The 14,998-nt window shown below is 32.4% G+C and carries 11 protein-coding genes; 6 read left to right on the top strand and 5 right to left on the bottom strand.

Going from position 1 to position 14,998, the window contains the following annotated elements; genetic code table 11:
* Positions 1 to 83 precede the first annotated feature (83 nt).
* The 3 genes from AC2A1C_RS14885 to AC2A1C_RS14875 all read right to left on the bottom strand — a co-directional run bounded on the left by AC2A1C_RS14885 (position 84) and on the right by AC2A1C_RS14875 (position 3,512).
* The gene (locus AC2A1C_RS14885; protein ID WP_484026680.1) at positions 84 to 713 is read right to left on the bottom strand and encodes a hypothetical protein; all 630 of its coding nucleotides are present in this window, start codon (positions 711 to 713) and stop codon (positions 84 to 86) included.
* A gap of 24 nt (positions 714 to 737) precedes the next feature.
* The gene (locus AC2A1C_RS14880; RefSeq protein ID WP_484026679.1) at positions 738 to 2,366 is read right to left on the bottom strand and encodes an acyl-CoA carboxylase subunit beta; all 1,629 of its coding nucleotides are present in this window, start codon (positions 2,364 to 2,366) and stop codon (positions 738 to 740) included.
* A gap of 318 nt (positions 2,367 to 2,684) precedes the next feature.
* The gene (locus AC2A1C_RS14875) at positions 2,685 to 3,512 is read right to left on the bottom strand and encodes a TerC family protein (RefSeq protein WP_484026678.1); all 828 of its coding nucleotides are present in this window, start codon (positions 3,510 to 3,512) and stop codon (positions 2,685 to 2,687) included.
* A 78-nt stretch (positions 3,513 to 3,590) separates the two neighbouring features.
* On the opposite strand from AC2A1C_RS14875, the gene AC2A1C_RS14870 reads away from it, so the two are divergent.
* The 3 genes from AC2A1C_RS14870 to AC2A1C_RS14860 are packed head-to-tail and all read left to right on the top strand — an operon-like array spanning position 3,591 to position 6,345.
* Positions 3,591 to 4,457: a DMT family transporter gene (locus AC2A1C_RS14870; RefSeq protein WP_484026677.1), complete on the top strand. Its 867-nt coding sequence runs from the start codon at positions 3,591 to 3,593 to the stop codon at positions 4,455 to 4,457.
* A gap of 18 nt (positions 4,458 to 4,475) precedes the next feature.
* Positions 4,476 to 5,558 carry a putative type IX sorting system protein PorV2 gene (locus AC2A1C_RS14865; RefSeq protein ID WP_484026676.1) on the top strand — a complete coding sequence of 361 codons (1,083 nt, stop codon included), beginning with the start codon at positions 4,476 to 4,478 and terminating at the stop codon, positions 5,556 to 5,558.
* A gap of 25 nt (positions 5,559 to 5,583) precedes the next feature.
* A complete protein-coding gene (locus AC2A1C_RS14860) occupies positions 5,584 to 6,345 on the top strand; it encodes a hypothetical protein (RefSeq protein ID WP_484026674.1) in 762 nt (253 codons plus the stop codon).
* Here AC2A1C_RS14860 and uvrC read toward each other — a convergent pair.
* A complete protein-coding gene (gene uvrC / locus AC2A1C_RS14855) occupies positions 6,342 to 8,135 on the bottom strand; it encodes an excinuclease ABC subunit UvrC (RefSeq protein ID WP_484026673.1) in 1,794 nt (597 codons plus the stop codon). The genes AC2A1C_RS14860 and uvrC overlap by 4 nt on opposite strands.
* Positions 8,136 to 8,474: 339 nt before the next feature.
* Between uvrC and hutH the strand changes: the two genes are divergently transcribed.
* From hutH to AC2A1C_RS14840, 3 genes are all read left to right on the top strand, one after another.
* On the top strand, positions 8,475 to 9,965 hold the full coding sequence (gene hutH / locus AC2A1C_RS14850) for a histidine ammonia-lyase (RefSeq protein ID WP_484026672.1): 1,491 nt from the start codon (positions 8,475 to 8,477) through the stop codon (positions 9,963 to 9,965).
* Positions 9,966 to 10,261: 296 nt separating this feature from the next.
* Positions 10,262 to 13,054 (top strand): SusC/RagA family TonB-linked outer membrane protein, encoded by a 2,793-nt coding sequence (locus AC2A1C_RS14845; protein ID WP_484026671.1) that lies wholly within the window; start codon positions 10,262 to 10,264, stop codon positions 13,052 to 13,054.
* 12 nt (positions 13,055 to 13,066) lie between these two features.
* Positions 13,067 to 14,503: a RagB/SusD family nutrient uptake outer membrane protein gene (locus AC2A1C_RS14840; protein WP_484026669.1), complete on the top strand. Its 1,437-nt coding sequence runs from the start codon at positions 13,067 to 13,069 to the stop codon at positions 14,501 to 14,503.
* A gap of 67 nt (positions 14,504 to 14,570) precedes the next feature.
* On the opposite strand, the gene AC2A1C_RS14835 is transcribed toward AC2A1C_RS14840, so the two are convergent.
* Positions 14,571 to 14,998: YqgE/AlgH family protein (locus AC2A1C_RS14835; RefSeq protein WP_484026668.1), on the bottom strand; the 428-nt coding region annotated here is incomplete at its 5' end.

Here is a 14,998-nt window from a genome sequence, read left to right as displayed (position 1 = left end):
TGGTACGGATAAAAAATGAAAAAAAAGAAAGTTTATGTATTGATAAACTCATTTACCTATAATGTTTTATAATTTGAGAGCGATCAGAAAGATGACCAGTATCCTATATCATATTTTTTTGAAAGTTCTTTAAGACAACTTTGAGTTTGCACTTGTAATTTTACTGAATTTATGGCATTTTCTTTTATGAATGGAAATTGCGGTATGCTTTCGTTAGATTTCATTATGTTTCCATTAGTATAGGTAACAGTCCAAATATATTTATAAGTATTATTTGAAACATTTGGAAAAAAACTTACGATGTTATCAGAATGTTTTGCTTCGGTATAATTACTAACTTCAATACCACATTTACTCACTTTTGTATCGGAAATTGTAGCAGATGAAGAAGGACTTATACTACTATTGTCGAGAACTTCAATATTTTTACTACATTGTATTATACCTTGTGATGTCAGAACAGTTAAAGATAGTATCTGACGTCCGCCTGAATTTGCCTTCAGTTTTATAGAATTCAGTTTATTATTGCTCTGTATTATATTATTTTCTCCGATGCTGCTCCATAAATGACACTCATTGCATTGGGCTATTTCTGGTGCAATAGCATATATTTCCTCTTCATTTATTTTTATGGAAGGCTTTCCGTTTATTATACATTGGGAAAAGACTAATGAGGAACTCAGTAAAGTTCCTAAGATTAATTGTTTTTTCATTATTTATGTTTTTTAATAGTTTTCCTAAACTTGAATTATCCCCAGATTAAACTTTTCAGTAATTGGAGAATGATTTGCTGCCTCAATACCCATAGAAATCCATTTTCTGGTATCTATAGGATTAATAATAGCATCTGTCCATAATCTAGCAGCAGAATAGGTAGCTTCAGTTTGTTTTTGATATTTTTTAGAAATTGTATCTAAAATCTCATTATGTTCTTCTTCAGAAATTTCTTTTCCTTGTTTTTTGAGTGTAGATTCTTGTATTTGAGCCAAAACTTTTGCAGCTTGTGCTCCTCCCATTACCGCTAAATCGGCCCAAGGCCATGCTACAATCAGCCTCGGATCATATGCTTTTCCACACATTGCATAATTTCCTGCTCCGTAAGAATTTCCTGTAATGATGGTAAATTTTGGAACGACAGAATTGGAAACAGCATTCACCATTTTTGCTCCATCTTTGATGATTCCGCCATGTTCAGATTTTGAACCTACCATAAAACCGGTAACGTCTTGTAAGAAAACTAAAGGAATTTTTCTTTGATTGCAATTAGCAATAAATCGGGTTGCCTTATCTGCTGAATCAGAATATATTACCCCACCAAATTGCATTTCACCCTTTCCACTTTTTACCATTTTTCTCTGGTTGGCTACAATTCCGACAGACCAGCCATCAATTCTTGCTGTTGCACAGATAATGCTTTTACCATAATCCGGCTTGTATTCTTCGTATTCTGAATTATCTACCAAACATTTGATGATTTCATAAGTATCATATTGTTCAGCTCTTGAAACAGGTATGATTCCGAAGATATTTTCTGGGTTTTCTTTTGGTGGAAAACTTTCAATTCTGTCAAATCCTGCTTTTTCGGTACTTCCGATAGATTTCATAATATTTTTAATTCTATCTAAAGCATCTTTATCATCTTTTGCTTTATAATCTGTAACTCCGGAAATGGAGCAGTGTGTGGTTGCTCCACCTAAAGTTTCATTATCTATACTTTCTCCAATTGCGGCTTTTACAAGGTAGCTTCCTGCAAGGAAAATAGAACCTGTTTTATCTACAATCATGGCCTCGTCACTCATTATTGGAAGATAAGCTCCACCTGCAACACAACTTCCCATTACAGCAGAAATCTGTATGATTCCCATTGAACTCATTTTAGCATTATTTCTAAAAATTCTTCCAAAATGTTCTTTATCAGGGAAAATTTCGTCCTGCATTGGTAAATAAACTCCAGCAGAATCAACAAGATAAATAATAGGAAGTTTATTTTCCATCGCTATTTCCTGAGCTCTCAGATTTTTCTTTCCTGTAATTGGAAACCAAGCTCCGGCTTTTACAGAAGCATCATTTGCAACAACAATACATTGCCTTCCGGAAACATAACCAATCATCACAACAACGCCACCACTTGGACAGCCACCGTGTTCCTTATACATCTCAAAACCTGCAAATGCACCAATTTCTATGGATTCTGAATTTTTATCAAGAAGATATTCAATTCTTTCTCTTGCCGTCATTTTTCCTTCATCACGCAGCTTTTGAAGCCTCTTTTCTCCCCCTCCTTTTTTTATTTCTCCCAGTAGACGGTTTATTTCAGCCAGTTTTAATTTATTTTGATCTTCTCGTTTGTTGAATTCTAAATTCATAATTGATTTGTAAAGTTTATTTTCTAAAGATAATAATTTTTAGGATTGTCGAAAGATCAGTAAGCATAATAAAGAATTTATTTTTCGAGAAATTTAATTATAATTTTTTTAACATTTATTTTTTATAAAAACGCAAATATTTTATTTAATTTTACGTTTCATTAATAAACTACTTATAGAATTATATTTGATTAAATCAGTTCCTAGTTTATTTTTTTAATAGTTTATTATTTAAGAACTCCGAAAATTGAAGAAATTTTCGGGGTTTTTATTTAAAAAAAGAAACCCAACTTATGTGTCGGGTTTTATATTTTTAAACTAAAGTTTTTCAATACTTTCACTATTATGAAGCTCAACAGGCTTCTTAGAATTTTTACGAAGTTTCATATTGATAAACTCTACAGCCAAAGAAAAGAAAATAGCAAAATAAAGATATCCTTTAGGAATCACACCCACTTCTTGTCCAAACAAGCTGAAATGACCTAAATGAGAGGCTTCTGCTAACAGCATTACACCAATCAAAATCAAGAAAGAAAGTCCTAAAATCTGGATAGTAGGATGTTTATTTACAAAATTGGAAACCGGACCTGCAAATACCATCATAATAATAATTGAAATAACAACCGCAGCAATCATGATTGCTAATGCGCCAGTACCAAATTCTTTAAAACTTACTAAACCAACCGCTGTAAGAATACTGTCGAAAGAGAATACAAGATTTAATGCAGCTATCTGAGTAATAGCGGATCCAACAGACGGTTTTTTCATTTTGTTGGCTTTTAATTCTTCCTCACCTTCAAGTTTATGGTGGATTTCCGAAACCGATTTGTATAGAAGAAACAAACCACCAAAAAAGATAATAAGACTTTGTCCTGTAACACTTCCATGAAACCAAGAAAAATGCAATCCAAATAATTCATCATTAAGAGAAAGTACCCATTTTATTCCAAAAAGCAAAGCAATACGGAATGCCATAGCTAAAAGTAAACCAATATTTCTGGCCTTTGGTTGATCTTTTGCGTCTAATTTTGAGGAAACGATAGAAATAAAAACTATATTATCAATTCCTAAAACAATCTCCAAAAATGTAAGTGTCAAAAGTGCAATCCATGCATCAGCTGAAAGAAAAACGTCTAAAAATTCCATCTATTTTTTTTGAGGGCAAAAATAACCTTTTTTAGGACTTTTGCCAAATAGATTGTAGTTTTGTAAATCAAATTTTATATGCAAAATTCAGCTATCTTCCGCTTGCATTTTATTGTTTTTTTATGGGGCTTTACAGCTATTTTGGGAAAACTGATCCATGCGAATGCACAAATCCTGGTTTTCTACAGGATGTTGTTTGCTGCTATTTTTTTGTATATTTTTAATCAATTCGTTAAAAAAGAAAGTTTAAGAATTTCCGGAAAAACATTTTTTCGACTGGCTGTGATAGGTGTTTTTATGGCTTTTCATTGGTTTTGCTTTTTTTATTCTATCAAGGTTTCCAATGTTTCCATTGCATTAAGCTGTCTTTCTTTATCTACTCTTTTTGCATCCATTCTGGAACCCATAATCTTTAAACGAAAAATAGATATTTCTGAAGTAGTAATGGGAATTGTAATTGTATTTTGTATGTCCCTGATTTTTAAAACCGAATATTATTATAAAGAAGGTATTTTTTTTGGAATTCTATGTGCACTTTTTGGGACGATATTTTCTGTACTGAATGGCAAGATGTTTGGCAAGACATCTTCAGGAAACATCATTTTTTATGAAATTTTTTGTGGATGGCTAGCTTTATTCATATTTTATACAATTTCGGGACAAATTTTTCAGATAGGTGAAATAAGTTACAGGGATTTAGCGTTAATTACTTTATTAGCAAGTATATTTACAGCGTATCCAATGTTGGAATCTGTAAAATTAATGAAGTATATTTCTCCTTTTACATTGATTCTCACTGTTAATTTGGAGCCTATATATGGAATTATTCTGGCTTTTTTTATCTTTGGAGCGTCAGAACATATGAATCCGGTTTTTTATGGAGCTTCTTTGATGATGATTTTTTCCATAATTATAAATGGTATTATAAAAGCACGTAAAAAATAGTAAACTGAACAAATTTAAATGAAAAAAAATATATTATTTCTTTTGATTCTGGGTTTTAATTTTTTTCAGGCTCAGATTGTTCGGAAATATTCTAATGAGTTTCTGAATATTGGCGCTGGTGCAAGAGGATTAGCAATGGGAGGAGCTGTTATTTCCAACCAAAACGACGTCTATGCTCCAATGTGGAATCCTGCCGGATTGTTGGGAGTAGACAGAGATTGGCAAGGAGCGGCAATGCATGCTGAATATTTTGAATCCATTGCCAAATACGACTACATTGCTTTCGCAAAACCTTTGGATAATAAAGGTGGAGTTTTGGGAATTTCCATTGTACGACTCGGAATTGATAATATTCTCAACACTACCCAATTGATCGATTCTGAAGGAAATATTGATTACGATAAAATAACCAAATTTTCCCAAGCCGATTATGCGGGAATTATTTCTTATGCTTTTCATCCGGGTGGAAATTACAAATTGGATGTTGGAGTCAATGCAAAAGTGGTATATCGTAATGTAGGAAAATTTGCAAGCGGATATGGTTTTGGTTTTGATATTGGAGCGATCTATCATTCAGAAACAGGATGGAGCTATGGAGCGATGCTTCGTGATGCTACTACTACCGTAAATTTTTGGACAATTAATCAGAATGAGCTTTCTGCTGTAGTTCAGGGAGAAGAGTTCAATCCGGCTCCTGCCGATAAAATGGAACTTACAATGCCAAAATTGAATATAGGAATGAGCAAAAATTTTGAAATCAATCGGGATTTAGAACTACTTCCAGAAGCAGGAATAAATGTAGATTTTGCAAAAACTGCTGCACTTATTTCCACAGACTTTGCCAGTATTACGCCTTATGCTGGTGCTGAACTGAAATTTCAAAACATGATTTTTGTTCGATTGGGTGTTAATCGTTTTCAGACAATTACGGATATTGAAGATCTAAAAAGGAAAGTTTCCTTTCAACCAAGTGGTGGAATCGGAATTAAATATAAAGGCTTAACATTGGATTACGCTATCACTAATTCCGGAATTGGAGGCTCGAATTTCTATTCCAATTTCTTTTCTTTGAAATTGGATATGGGAGATTTTAGAAATTAACTTAAATTTGGTCAAATTTATACTTATGAAAAATTTAAGTCTACTATTTGTTTTAGTACTGCCGCTATTTTCATTCGGGCAAGCGGTTTCGGATTATGAATACATTTTAGTTCCCAAAAAATTTAAAGATTTTAAAGAAAATCAATATAACCTGAATCAGCTATTGATTCAGAATCTCAAGGCTAAAAAATATAAAATATTGGACGGAAACCAAGACAGCTGGTCTTCAACTATAAATTCGTGTAGTATTTTGCATGCAGATGTTCTTAATAGCAGTAATATGTTGAGAAACAAGGTAACACTTCAGTTGAAAGATTGTAAAGACAAAATGATTTCGGAACTGAAAGAGGCTTCCATGGAAAAAGAATTTGATAAAGGTTTTCCGGATGCATTGCAAAAAGCATTGATGAAAATTCCGGTTTCCAATCCCAATTCTTCTATTGTTGCTCAATCTGAGAATGTAGTTGTAGAAAATACAGAAGTTGCAAAAAATCCTTCAACAGAAGTAAAAACTGAAACTAAAAAAGAATCTCAAACCGTAGAAATATATACTAAAGGAAATACCAATTACCAAAAAGTAAATATCGGAAACGGACAATTTATTCTGATTACTTCCAGTAGTTCTGTTCCGATTGCTACTTTCAGTAAAACAACAAAAGAAGATGTTTTCAGAGTTGTGTTAGCAAATAGTTCCATGACTTTAGGCTATCTCGAAAATGGAAATATCGTTATTGAAATACCCAATTCTGACGGAACTTTCAGAAAGGAAGTTTTTACTAAAAATTAATTAGAATTAAAAAATTCCCAAACCACTTTTGCTTTACTTTTTCCGAGGATTTCTTCTAAGGTTTCGATATTTGCTTCTTTGATTCTTTTTACGGATTTTAGTTTGCTTAGAAGAAGTTCGATAGATTTAGTACCCACTCCCGGAATTTCTTCCAATTCGGATTGGATGGTTGAATTTTTGCGCCTTGTTCTATGATGTTTCACTCCGAAACGATGCGCTTCATCCCGAACTCTTTGTAAAATTTTTAAAGTTTCCGATTTTTTATCGAGATACAACGGAATGGAATCTTCCGGAAAATAAATTTCTTCCAAGCGTTTTGCGATTCCGATAATGGTAATTTTTCCGTACAATCCGAGAAGTTTCATGCTTTTTATAGCAGAAGAAAGCTGACCTTTTCCACCATCAATCAAAATAAGTTGGGGTAAACTTTCACCTTCATCCAACATTCTTTTATATCGGCGATAGATCACTTCTTCCATTGTTGCAAAATCGTTCGGACCTTCCACAGTTTTCGGATGAAAAATTCTGTAATCGGATTTGCTCGGTTTTCCATCTTTAAAAACAACACAAGCCGAAACAGGATTGGTTCCCTGAATATTGGAATTATCAAAACCTTCAATGTGACGCGGTTCTACAGGCATTCTCAAAAGTTTTTGCATTTCTGCCATGATTCGGTTGGTATGACGATCAGGATCTACAATCTGAACTTGTTTCAGTTTTTCGAGGCGATATTCTTTCGCATTTTTTTCGGAAAGTTCTACAATTCGTTTTTTATCACCAACTTTCGGAACAATGAGTTTTACGTTCGGGATTTCGACTGTCAAATGAAAAGGAAGTAAAATTTCTTTGGAATCCGAACTGAATTTTTGTCGAATTTCGATTAATGCTTCTTCCAGAATTTCTTCATCGCTTTCTTCCAAAACTTTTTTTATTTCCGTTGTAAAACTCTGAATAATATTTCCGTTCCGGATTTTGAAAAAATTAACATAAGCTGCCGTCTCATCACTCGTCATTCCGAAAACATCCACATCATCAATATTGGGATTTACAACGGTATGTTTTGCCTGATAATCTTCAAGGATGTCGATTCTTTCCTTTATCATTTGTGCATTTTCGAATTGTAGATTTGTGGCGAATTTCATCATTTGCTGAGTAAGATATTCTTTCGCTTTTTTGAAATCTCCTTTAATGATCCCACGAATTGCATCTACTTTTTCATCATAATCTTCTTTGCTTTCCAAACCTTCACAAGGACCTTCACAATTTTTGATGTGGAATTCCAGACAAACTTTGTACTTTCCTTCGTTGATTTTTTCCGGAGAGAGGTTTAAATTACAAGTTCTTAATTTGTAAATATGTTTAATAGTATCCAACAAAACCTTTGCAGGACGCACTTTTGCATAAGGGCCATAATATTCTGAACCGTCTTTTATTAAATTTCGGGTTAAAAAAATTCTTGGAAAATTTTCATTTTTAATGCAAATCCATGGATAGGATTTGTCATCTTTCAGCATTACATTGTAAAAGGGTTGATGTTCTTTGATCAGATTATTTTCCAATAAAAGCGCATCATATTCACTTGGAACAATGGTGGTTTCCAATCGGTTGATTTTCCCGACCATGATTCGAGTTCTATAGCCGGAAAGATTTTTATTGAAATAAGAAAGAACCCTTTTTTTTAGATTTTTGGCTTTTCCTACATACAGAAGTTGTCCGTTTTTGTCATAATAACGATACACTCCCGGTTCGGAAGGAAGAGTTTTGAGTTGAAGTTCCAATTCAGAATTCATAGAACAAAAATAATCAAAATGTTTCCTATGGAAAAGAAGTAAAGATATTTAATCCTTACATTCACGGTGAGCCACAAAGTGGCGATTTAACAAAGCATAGGATGAAATCCTATAAAATAGATGTGTTTTTTACCGTAATTTCAAAATTTAATTTGAATATATAATTGAGAATTTTGTTTTTTTTCTGATTAAAACGTCTTTTAGAATATTAAAAGTATTTAATAATTTGAAAAAGAGTTTTCACTTATTGCGATAAAAAGATCATTAAGACAGATAATGGACAATCAATTAATTTTTTTAGAATCTTAAAAAAATGTATTTTTAGCCAAAATAATTTCAATGAAAATTTACGGTGTTGATCACTTCACAATACAAGACGTTTTAGAAATTTCAAAAAATCCAAAGGCGGCAAAACTGGATAAAAAAGCAAAGCAACAAATTCTGAAATCACAGGAAAATGTAAAAAGAATAGTTGCATCTGATAAAACTGTTTATGGCATCAATACAGGATTTGGACCACTTTGTGATGTGAAAATTTCTGAAGATGAAACAGCACAATTACAGCATAATCTTATCATATCTCATGCAGTTGGAGTGGGAAAACCTATTGGTAAAGAGTTGTCTAAAATTATGATTATAACTAAAGTTCATGCACTTTCGCGTGGATTTTCGGGAGTTTCTTTAGATGTAATTGAAAGACTTCTTTTAATGCTGGAAAAAGATATAATTCCTGTAGTTCCGGAGCAAGGTTCGGTAGGAGCTTCAGGAGATTTGGCTCCGCTTGCACATTTGGTTTTACCGCTTCTTGGTTTGGGTAAAGTTTGGGAAAATGACGAAATAACGGATACCGAAAAAGTTTTAAAGAAGCACCAGCTTCAACCTTTAAAGTTAGGACCCAAAGAAGGATTGGGATTAATAAACGGAACTCAGTTTATTCTGGCTCATGCTATTAAAGGTTTAGAAAGATTTGAATATTTACTGGACTTGGCAGATTTGGCTGCAGCAATGAGCCTTGAAGCCTATCGTGGTTCAGCCAGTCCGTTCAAAAAAGACCTTCACGAAATTCGCCCATTTGATGGAAGCAAAAAGGTAGCGGACAGAATGCGGAAATTTCTCAAAAATTCGAACAATCTTAAGTCCCATGAATTTTGTGATCGAGTTCAGGATCCGTATTCCATGAGATGTGTTCCTCAGGTTCATGGGGCAAGTAGAAATGCGTATGAGCATCTAAAAAAACTGGCGGAAACAGAACTAAATTCCGTAACCGACAATCCAATAGTTTTGAGTGATGAAGAGTCTATTTCCGGAGGAAATTTTCATGGACAATTATTAGCGTTGCCATTGGATTATGCAACTTTGGCTGCTGCAGAAATAGGAAATATTTCGGATAGAAGAAGCTATCTTTTATTGGAAGGAAAATTTGGTTTGCCTAAATTATTAGTAGAAAGTTCAGGATTGAATTCGGGATTTATGATTCCGCAATATACATCTGCTGCTTTGGTTACGGAAAATAAAACGCTTTGTTTTCCGGCTTCAGCAGACTCAGTCCCTACAAGTTTGGGACAGGAAGATCATGTTTCTATGGGAAGTATTTCGGGGAGGAAATTCAATCAGGTTCTTGGAAATTTGGAAAATATTTTAGCAATAGAATTGATGTTTGCGGCACAAGGTTTAGAATTTAGGAGACCAGCAAAATGTACAAAAATTATTGAAGAAAATTACGCTATTCTACGCTCAAAAGTGAAAAAATTAGAAAACGATCGTTTAATAGGTGAAGATATTCTTGCTATTACTGAATTGATTAGAGATAGAAAATTTAAAGTGAATTAAAATTATTTTGAAAGACAGAAAGGAATCCGTCTCACAACTGAGTCGGATTTTTTTTAATTTATTTAAACTCGTATAACTTCTTGTGTTTTCAACAATTTCTGATTCATCGTTGGAAAGAAAATATTTTTTTATGTTAAATTTTTATAATTTTTTATAAAATTTAACGTTTAATATCATATTGATTAAATAAAAAAGAATCAATAGGATTAATGAACTAGTCACTTTTTACAAAAAATGATTGGTTTTTCAAAATAAAAGTGACATTTTTGCAAAGAATAAATATTAAAATTGTTAATATGAGTGTTAAATTAAAAGTTCTTACTGCGGGAGTTTTGTTTTTTACAGGACAAGTAGTAATGGCACAAAATGATTCAATCAAAACAAAGACAATTGATGAGGTTGTTGTTGTTGGATATCAAAAGAAGAATAGAGAAGAAATTACACAATCTGTTTCTGTCGTAAAGGGTGACGAGTTAACGAGAATGGCATCTTCTAGTACATCGGTATCAAATTTATTACAAGGAAAAATGTCTGGCCTTCAAGTTGTTGCCAATTCAGGAAAACCAGGAGAACCGGGATCATTAAGAATTAGAGGTGCTATTAATGTATCAACAACTTTAGGGGCTTCTGAGCCTTTATTTATTGTAGATGGTATTTATATGACTCAGCGTCAGTTTAATGCAATCCCACCATCTGATATAGAAACTGTAACGGAGTTGAAAGACGCAGCTTCAGCAGCTCAATATGGAGCAAGAGGTGCCAATGGAGTAATAATTATTACTACCAAAAGAGGTAAAAGTGGAAAACCGTCATTTAGTTTTGAAACAAGATTTGGTTTTGCAGAAAAGCCAAAAGATAAAAACTTCACAATGATGGATGCAACTCAAAAATTGAATTACGAAAATGAATTGATTGCACTTGGAGTTATTCCAGGTAGTCCATATACTTCTGATGAAATGGCAGATTTGATTTCTAAAAACCATGATTGGTCTAAAGATATTCTTAGAAAATCAAGTATTCAATATTATAATTTCTCCGTACGTGGTGGAAGCGAAACAAATAGTTATTTTGCATCTTTTGGACATGATACAGATACTGGAATTCTTCAAGACTTAGATGGTTTTAAAAGATATAATGCAAGATTTAATTTTGATCAGAAAGTGACGGATAAAATCAGAATGGGATTCGATTTTGCTGCAATAAATACAAAGACTAATGATCAAAGGTTTTCATATAATGCTTTAAGTCCGTTTTATTCGATGTATACTTTAAATCCATATGAAACAGTTTATCTAGATAATGGCTCTTTCAATCCTACTTCGAATAATATAAATCCAATAGATCATAGAAATTCAGAACTAACTAAAGATTGGCGAACAAGAATTTCTGGTCAGGTTTTTGGGAGTTATGAATTTTTAAAAGGATTAGAATTTAGAACTTCGTTTGGAGCTAATTATGATTTGAGAAAAAATAAATATGTAGTTAAAAAAGGTTCTAATATTGCTACAGTATATGGATATCCTGATGGACAAATTAGAGATATTAGAAGTGACTTTTTTACTTATGTCTTTAATAATAGATTAGATTACAAAAAAACGTTTGGAAATCATAAAGTTAATGCCTCTGCAATTTTAGAATATAGTCAAGAGGATTTTGGTAACCTATCTGCTACTAAAAGGGTTATGCTTTCACCAGATGTAACAGATATTACCACAGCAACTACTCCATTTGCTATAACAGGAACTACTACTTCTACAAGATATGTATCAATGATAGGATTATTAGATTATAATTTTTCTAATAAGTATTTATTGTCTGGATCTTTTAATAGAACGGGAAATTCCAGATTAGGAACTGATAAAAAGTATGGTAATTTTTGGGGAGCTTCAGCTGCATGGAATCTTGCAAATGAAACGTTTATGGATAATTTAAGTTTCATTAATGATTTTAAAATTAGATATTCTGCAGGTGAAAGAGGAAGCGTTTCATCATTATTAGATTATCAAAATTTAATTGCTGGAACTTCGGGAGATTATGGAACAGATCCTACATTTGGCCCAGTAGGTGTAGTAGGTAATCCAGATATTAAATGGGAATCTGTATTATCTCAGAATTTAGGAGTTGATGTTTCATTATTTAATAACAGATTTAAAGGAAGTTTCGAAGTATTTAAGGATAAAAGAAAAGACTTTATCTATGCAGTCCCAAATACACCTTATGAGGGAGGAGGATATATTTACTCTAGTATAAAGAATGCAGGTAATATAGAGATTAAAGGGATGGAGATAGAGATGAATTATAATGCAATTAAATCAGAAAATTTTGATTGGATTTTAAGAGGAAATATCTCACTTCTTAAATATGGAGTTAAATCTTTATATAATAATAATACGCAACTTAACCTAGATGGATATACTTTTATGTCTATTGATAGAGAGCCAACTACTTTTAAATTGGTTAGGAGTGCTGGAGTTGATCCAACAAATGGAGACGCTTTATATTATAAATTAGATGGATCTATAACTAATGTATATTCTTCAGGAGATGCACAATTTTTAGAAGGAAAATCTACGCTTCCTAGCTCTTATGGAGGTTTTGGGACTACATTAAGATATAAAGGTTTTGATATTAATGCAGACTTTAGTTTCCAAACAGGAGCTTATAGCCTTAATATTATGGCATTGAATTTAGTTGACCCTGCATCTTATTCGTCGAATTTAAGTACGGCAGCATCTAATTTTTGGAGAAACCCTGGAGATACAGGCGTTTTAGCAAAACCAACGCCAGGTGGATATGAACTTACAGACCAATTTTTAGAAAAGACGGATTTTATTAGATTTAGATCTTTAGATGTAGGTTATACTTTTGATAAAGCATTTTTAGGGAATAATGTATTCTTGAATAACCTTCGAGTATATGTTTCAGGGCAAAATTTAGCTTTATGGACTGATTTTACTGGAGATCCAGAGGTTGCAGTGGCTTCCGAAACTCAAGTAGCTGCAACTGGTGCGTTTATTCCAGGTTCAATAAACTTGTATAATTATCCAAATGTTAGAACATTCTTATTTGGAATTCAAGCAAACTTTTAAACTTTAAATAATATGAAAATTGTAAATATAAAAACGATACTCTTATTAGGATTAGCAGTCGCTTCATATTCATGTTCTGATGAACTTGACGCTTTACCTAATGATAGAATAGTATTAGAAACGGCTTTTAATACAGAGGCAGATTTTAGAAAGGGAGTTGATTTTGCTTATGATGGTTTCAAAATAGCAGGTTATTATTCTGGTGATAATAGTCAACATATAATCCCAGACTTAGTTACTGATAATTTAATTCAAAATCCATTAGGAAGGAGATCGAATAATCAAGCTTATATTCTAGATTTTGCTGCTAATGTAGGCCCTGTCACTTCTGTTTATGGTGCTGCATACAATGTAGTTTCTAGAGCAAATTTGGTTCTTGATCAAATAAATAAACTTCCTGCGAGTTCTAATAGAAATAGTTTGGAAGCAGAAGCAAAAGCAATAAGAGCTATTGCGCATTTTGATATTGTTATTAGATATTGTAAAATTCCTACTCAATCAGCTGATGCAAATACTTCAATAGGTATTGCTTATGTTGAAAAGTTTGATCCTTTTTTAGTTACATCAAGAAATTTAAATGTATCTCAAGTTTATGATAAAATTATAGCAGATCTTACTTCCGCCGAAGCAAATATTACACAAACAACTTCTGGTAGATTGAATAAAGCTGCCATTCAGGGTATGTTATCTAGAGTATATCTCTATAAAGGAGATTATGATAATGCAATTGTATGGGGGCAAAAAAGTTTAGCAATAAGCCCTAATGTTGGTTCTCGCACTAATTTTACTAAGATTTGGGATGATTCTTCTACTGAAGGAGTTTTATTCAAAATTTTAAATTCAAATATTGAAAATGTTAAGACTGGAACTTGTTATAATCAAACTGTGAGTGGTCAGATTAAATCGGAATATGTTGTTGATTATGATTTTTATAATAAGTTTTCAAGTACAGATATAAGAAAAACTGCATATATTAATACATCTGCTTTTTCTGGTAAAACTTTCAATAATGTAATTAAATATAGACAGGCTGTAGGTAAACCAATTGAAGTTGTAGATATTAAATATCTTAGAACTGCAGAAGTTCTTTTAAATGTAGCAGAGGCAATGTATAAAAAAGGAAATGAAGCTGGTGCTTTAAGTCTTTTGAATAATTTAAGAGCTCAAAGGTATTCTGGATTTGTAAATGGGACAGAAACAGGCACTGCTTTATGGGATGCTATACAATTAGAAAGAAGATTAGAATTAGCCTTTGAAATGGATAGGTTTTTTACATTGAAGAGATTAGGATTGCCAGTTCAAAGATCTAATTTCGGTCCTGAATCTAATGGAGGTGGTGTTCCTGCCGTTGTGCAGCAATTAGCTCCTAGTAGTCATAAATGGCAATTTCCAATACCTCAGGTTGCAATTGATACAAACCCTGCTATTCAACAAAATGCCAATTATTAATTTCTATTAAATCTATAAAACCCTGTGATTAATATAACAGGGTTTTTAATTTAAATATTTTATACTTTCAATTCATGCTTATATCCTCTGGAGAATTTGCCCAAAGTAAAAATTCTCCTCCCAGATTTTGCATTATTTTTTTCCAAAGGTTTTGGTCATTTGGTAAAGTATAATCCAGATTGTACACATCTACTACAGTCCACATTTTTCTAGAAATTTCATTTTCTAATTGTAGAGCAGACCAACCTGAGTATCCGGAGAAAACTTTGATATCATTAATACTTAAAGCTCCTTCCAATATAGAACTTGTAATACTTTGGATATCTTCTGTAATATAAAATTCTTCATTGATGGGAATATAGTATTCCGTAACAGGATTGCTTTTCGCAATGATAAAAGTTTTATCGTTTTCTACAGGACCTCCTTCATAAATATCAGTGTTGAATCCCATAATATTGGTAATTTTTCTACTCAGTTCCTTATTTTTTTTATTTA

The sequence above is a fragment of the Chryseobacterium sp. HNCC26DJ241 genome, from assembly GCF_057180505.1.
Note: the sequence above shows the minus strand (reverse complement) of the source record. Positions and strands in the feature narration are given on the sequence as shown.